The sequence below is a fragment of the candidate division TA06 bacterium genome (genome assembly GCA_004376575.1).
Classification (GTDB): Bacteria; Hydrothermota; DG-26; order E44-bin18; family E44-bin18; genus E44-bin18.
Genome location: SOJN01000071.1, coordinates 1 through 3,016 on the forward strand (window position 1 = coordinate 1; position 3,016 = coordinate 3,016).

The 3,016-nt window shown below is 51.3% G+C and carries 3 protein-coding genes; 2 read left to right on the forward strand and 1 reads right to left on the reverse strand.

The features are described 5' to 3' along the window. Window positions 1–146: 146 nt before the first annotated feature. Both tdh and kbl read left to right on the forward strand, forming a co-directional pair. On the forward strand, window positions 147–1,256 hold the full coding sequence (gene tdh, locus E3J62_05805; GenBank protein ID TET45952.1) for an L-threonine 3-dehydrogenase: 1,110 nt from the start codon (window positions 147–149) through the stop codon (window positions 1,254–1,256). 26 nt (window positions 1,257–1,282) lie between these two features. Continuing rightward, window positions 1,283–2,473, forward strand: a complete 1,191-nt coding sequence (gene kbl, locus E3J62_05810) for a glycine C-acetyltransferase (GenBank protein TET45953.1) — start codon at window positions 1,283–1,285, stop codon at window positions 2,471–2,473. 6 nt (window positions 2,474–2,479) lie between these two features. Here kbl and E3J62_05815 read toward each other — a convergent pair. Beyond that, window positions 2,480–3,016: 4-hydroxy-3-methylbut-2-en-1-yl diphosphate synthase (locus E3J62_05815; protein ID TET45954.1), on the reverse strand; the 537-nt coding region annotated here is incomplete at its 5' end.

A 3,016-nucleotide genomic window follows, 5' to 3' on the forward strand; every position in this document is an offset into this window, starting at 1 on the left:
TAATTTCGAAGGGGCGGAGAAAGGGGGCTGGGAATTTCGTAGGTTGGGTCCGGGGGCAGGGCTCGGACCCATTTCGTTTTTGCTTGACTGCGAAAATGTAGTTGGTATTATGGTTGCCCGCAATTGTGACAGGAAAGGAGTGTCAGATGCCAGCAAAGATGAAGGCCGTTGTGAAGACAAAGCCGGCGCTTGGCGCAGAACACAAGGAAGTCAAAAGCCCCCAGATAGCGCCAGACCAAGTACTTGTAAAGGTCAGAGCCACAAGTATCTGCGGCACTGATGTCCACATATACAAGTGGGACCCCTGGTCAGACTCCCGCATAGGGAAGAAGAACCTCCCTCAGATTCTGGGACACGAGGTCGCCGGTGAAGTCGTTGAGAAGGGAAAAGAGGTGAAGACCATCAAGGTCGGCGACTACATATCTGCTGAAACGCACATACCTGACAAGTCGTGTATCCAATGCCTAACAGGCCAAGAGCACATCTGCGCAAACCTCAAGATCCTGGGTGTTGACTGCGACGGAGCATTCGCAGAGTACTTCGCGGTGCCGGAATCCGTCTGCTGGATAAATGACAAGAGCATCCCTCCTGAGTTTGCCACAGTCCAGGAGCCGCTTGGAAACGCCACATATGCTACACTCGGCGAAGACAACGATATAGCTGGCAAAACCATGGCAATTATCGGCGATGGACCTATTGCTCTTTTCGCAGTGGGAGTCGCCCGAGTCTGCGGAGTGACCAGCATATTCCATATAGGAAAATATGATTTCAACATGGAAATCAGCAAGAAGATGGGCTCAGATTTCCGGCTCTATGCAAACAAGGAGGATGTCAACAGAATCGAGTTCATAAAGGATCATACCCATGGCTTCGGTGCCGACATAGTCCTGGACATGGCGGGAAGCCCCCAGGCACTCGATGAGGGATTCAAGTATCTAAGAAAAGGGGGCCGTTTCAGTGCGTTCGGGGTCGCATCTGAATCCCCTACCCCAATCGACTATAACAACGGAATCGTGTTCAAGGGCGCCCAAGTTCATGGGATAAGTGGCAGAAAGATGTTTGACACCTGGTTCAGAGTCAGAAATCTACTCGCGTCAAAGAGGCTGGACATAAGCCCGGTGATAACTCACATGTTTCTCTTGAAAGACTATGAGGAAGGCTTCAAGGAGATGATGACCCGGCCAAGAAAGTCGGCGAAAATAGTCCTGTTCCCGGACGAGGCCGAATTTGAAGCCGCGAAGAAAAGAGTCAAATAACCAATCAAGAAAGGAGGTAAGGGATCATGTTCAGGAAAATGAAGGACGACTTGAAAAAAGAGCTCGCCAGTATAAAGGAACAGGGACTCTGGAAGGATGAAAGGGTGATAATGACTCCTCAGGCTGCAGACATAAAGGTCAAGACCGGGGAGACGGTAATCAACTTCTGTGCGAATAACTACCTTGGCCTCTCCAGCCACCCGAAAGTCATCGAAGCTGCCCACAAGACACTTGATACATGGGGCTACGGAATGAGTTCTGTCCGTTTCATTTGTGGAACTCAGGATATCCACAAACAGCTGGAGCAGAAAATCGCCAAGTTCCTCGGAACAGAGGATTCTATCCTCTATGCCGCCTGCTTTGATGCCAACGGCGGGGTCTTTGAACCCTTGTTTGACAAAGAGTGCGCCATATTGACTGATGCTTTGAATCACGCCTCGGTCATTGACGGAATTAGACTGTGCAAGGCTCAGCGGTTTATCTTCAAGCATAACGACATGAAGGACCTGGAGGAGAAACTGAAGGAGGCACAGAGCGCCAAGTACAGGGTAATCGTAACCGACGGTGTCTTCAGCATGGACGGAGACATCGCAAAGCTGGACGAGATTGTCCCGCTTGCGGAGAAGTATGATGCTCTGACCATGATAGATGATGCCCATGCAACCGGTTTTGTGGGTAAGACAGGCAGGGGCAGTCCTGAATATCGCGGTGTGATGGGAAAGATAGACATAATCACAGGAACTATGGGTAAGGCCCTGGGAGGCGCATCAGGCGGCTTCACTTCCGGCAGGAAGGAAATCATCGATATGCTCAGACAGCGCTCTCGTCCTTACCTGTTCAGCAATACCGTGGCTCCAGCCGTGGTTGGCGCATCCATTGCTGTCCTCGATCTCTTGACTGAGACCACTGAACTAAGGGATAAGCTTGAGTGGAACACCAAATACTTCAGAGACAACATGACGAAAGCTGGTTTCCAGATAAGGCCTGGCGAGCATCCAATTGTCCCCATCATGCTGGGCGATGCGAAGCTGGCAAACGATATGGCACGCGACCTGCTCGATAAAGGGATATACGTTATTGGCTTTAGCTATCCTGTTGTCCCGAGGGGAGAGGCAAGAATCAGGGTTCAGCTATCGGCCGGCCATGAAAAGAAGCACCTGGACAAGGCCATAGAAGCGTTTACCAGTATAGGGAGAAAACACAAAGTCATAGCGTAATCCGGTTCAGGCACTCATCTCCCGAATTTTGCGTATCTGGTCCATCAGCGCATCAAGCAGTGAGGACTCCTTCACCTTTTTCCCTGGGGTCCCGTGTACGAAGACTACTCCCTCACCCTTGCCACCTGCTATGCCTACGTCTGCCTCGCGCGCCTCACCTGGACCATTCACCATGCAACCCATAACTGCAACCTTGAGGGGTTCCACCACAGATTCAAGCCTTTCCTGAACCTTTTCTGCCAGACGTATTACATCTATCTCACATCTCCCACACGTAGGACAGGATATTATTATGGGACCTCTCTCTCTCAGGCCCAGGGTGCGCAAGATCTCATAGGCTACCCTTACCTCATCCACAGGATCAGAGGTGAGAGAGACTCTCACCGTATCACCCAGGCCTTCAGAGAGCAGGATACCTAGTCCCACTGAGGACCTGATACTCCCGGGCAGGATAGTGCCCGCGGCCGTTATTCCTATATGCAGAGGGTAGTGGGCCTTGTTAGAGAAGATCTCGTATGCACGAACGGTCGTAGGAACATCAGA

Bases quoted from the DNA above. Each gene is read 5' to 3' on its own strand.
- kbl (TET45953.1), top strand. From the start codon at position 1,283: ATGTTCAGGAAAATGAAGGACGACTTGAAAAAAGAGCTCGCCAGTATA.
- tdh (TET45952.1), top strand. From the start codon at position 147: ATGCCAGCAAAGATGAAGGCCGTTGTGAAGACAAAGCCGGCGCTTGGC.